Origin of the sequence: Paracoccus chinensis (genome assembly GCF_900102885.1) — a bacterium.
Taxonomy (GTDB): Bacteria; Pseudomonadota; Alphaproteobacteria; order Rhodobacterales; family Rhodobacteraceae; genus Paracoccus; species Paracoccus chinensis.
In genome coordinates this window covers 1-2,288 of record NZ_FNGE01000060.1, presented here as the reverse complement: position 1 = coordinate 2,288, position 2,288 = coordinate 1, and the positions used below count along the sequence as shown (strand labels likewise).

The 2,288-nt window shown below is 52.8% G+C and carries 2 protein-coding genes; one reads left to right on the top strand and one right to left on the bottom strand.

From position 1 onward, the window contains the following. The first annotated feature begins 438 nt into the window (after window positions 1-438). Complete coding sequence (locus tag BLQ03_RS18185; protein ID WP_139166817.1) at window positions 439-846, top strand: hypothetical protein; 408 nt, start codon at window positions 439-441, stop codon at window positions 844-846. Window positions 847-1,176: 330 nt separating this feature from the next. Here BLQ03_RS18185 and BLQ03_RS17565 read toward each other — a convergent pair whose 3' ends face one another. Beyond that, a complete protein-coding gene (locus BLQ03_RS17565) occupies window positions 1,177-1,740 on the bottom strand; it encodes a recombinase family protein (RefSeq protein WP_090757579.1) in 564 nt (187 codons plus the stop codon). Window positions 1,741-2,288 lie beyond the last annotated feature (548 nt).

Sequence of the window (2,288 nt, the reverse complement as noted above, 5' to 3'; positions counted from 1 at the left end):
CGCGTCACGCTTCTGCGGCTCCGCCGTGGTGGATGTGCGTCCCATGCCCTGATCCTCCCTTCCCTGAATAACACGGAAAGAAGGTTAAGTGGACATGTAAGGAATTGTGGCGGACGGTGAGAACCACAGGCTGGTTTATGGGCTGTATTTACCTACGCAATATCAACACATTAGACAGGCCGTGACAAGCCTGTGTAGCTTCGTGATTGTTTCTGTGTCACCTCCTCACCACAACTTCTCTGGCTTCCGTAAGAACTTAAAAACCGTTCGCCAAGTGGACTATATAGAAGAAGATAGTCCTCTCGGAAAAAAATGCAAAACTCCCTAATCGCCTGCCCGCACTGCCACAAGAACTTCATCCCACGGCGCTCCAATCAGAAATATTGCTCCAGTAACTGTAAAACCTATTTCAACCGCAAAGACCGTGCAAACGAGTACTTGGAAGAACGCAGGAAAGACACCGAGCGAGTCCATGATTTGACAGACTCTATTCTCCGCAATCATAGGCCAGAAGATCGCGGTCAATTCTTTGCAGACCTCATTGTGGCTGCCATTAACGGCGACCGTGGAGTGATGCGAGCATTGCAATATCGAGGATACCTGAAAACCAGCAACGAAGAATACAAAGGCTATCCTAGTATCGGAAGACAAGCTGACCGCATTTGCCGAGATGTGTATGGAAAAGGGTTATCTGTGTTCCTCAACAAGCATGAACTCTTTGATCCTCAGCAGCTACTCTTGCAGTTGCGATACCTACCTCCCCCTCCGAAGCCTGACGGATGGGATTACCGGGCTTTGCTTGGTATTCACAACGAAGTTACAGAGGAGATGGCTTATGCCGCCTAATCCGTCACCGGCATATAGAGAGAAACCAAAGGCCAGACCCATAGAAGACCTTTGGTAGTTGCTCCTTAGCAGAGGATGATAATCCTCCTACCATAGAGAGAACCCAGAGGCTCAACCCCTGAGACCTCAGAGAACCCTCTGGTTCCTGCCTTGAATCAATCCAAAACAGCAGCAGCATAAAAGCCCCGTCCCTGAGAAATCGTCAGAAGCCTCCTGATGAGTGATCCCAGAGACGGGGCTATTGTGTTCTCAAAGTCGGATTTCATCCTCCTGTGGTGCTGGGCTGCGGCCTTTTCAAAGGGAATGTTAAGATTTCCTTTTTCTTATCAGCTAGTTACTCCACCCCTGCTTTAGGGCTCGATAAACGGACCTCTCCGATACCCCGAGGCGCTGGGCAATAGCGGCCTTTGTGAGGCCCTCGGAGGCAAGCTGTCGGATTGACTGTGCCTGTCTCATGGCTGTTGGTGTCCGGCCCTTGTAGCGTCCCTCTGCCTTCGCCTTGGCGATCCCTTCCCGCTGGCGCTCAAGCATCATTGCCCGCTCGAACTCAGCGATTGATCCCATGATGTGCAGCAGCAGCTTCCCTGTAGCGGTGCTTGTATCAATGGCAGGGTCTAGGATGCGGAGAGCCACGCCCTTAGCTGTCAGGGTTGCCACAAGTTCCCCAAGGTGGGCGACGTTCCTTGCCAGCCGGTCGAGCTTGGTGACGACTAGTGTATCTCCTTCCCTCAGGTAATCCAGACAGGCCCTAAGCTGGAGCCGATCCCCGACCGAGCTTACCTGTTCCTGAAAGACCTTGGTGCAGCCCTGAGCCTTCAGGGTCTCAAGCTGGGCCTCAAAGCCTGCAACCTGTTCGGTGGTGCTTGTTCGCGCATAACCAACGATGGCGCTCATTGTGTCATCCTCTCTGCCAAAAGGCCTAAGTCGTTGTACTCTGGATACCGCCAAAAGGCAGCATCGATCCATATGGCAGCTAAAATGACACGGCTCCGTCACTGACACTGAGGCAAGCCCATTGGCAGTATGCCGATAGTCCATTCCCTCCGAAACCAAAGGCAGGACCTTGGCCGAGGCGCTGGGCTGGGATGCTGAAGGAGGCGGGGCTTAAAGATGGGACCCAAATGGGACCCTATACCCGGTAGGGGGTTCAGGAAATCGACTTCAAAAAGCGGGATTATTATTATTCTTATTATTCTTGTTCATTGAGGCTCCCTGCCTCTCTGTGCCTGCTTCTAGGCAGGTCGACTCAGAGGCCCTCAGCGGCACCGCATAGGTCCTTTAGCTTCTGCCGCTAGGTGGGAGACCTGAAAACCCTTAGACCCCTCTCAGCGGCTCTCTCCGTGACTATTAGGGTCAGGACCCATTGATTTGCCTGCTGCTGCGTGATTCAGTCTCCGTGAGGAGACTGATCGATGAGCAACCTTTTTTGGCTGACCGATGAG

Bases quoted from the DNA above. Each gene is read 5' to 3' on its own strand.
- BLQ03_RS17565 (WP_090757579.1), bottom strand. From the start codon at position 1,740: ATGAGCGCCATCGTTGGTTATGCGCGAACAAGCACCACCGAACAGGTT.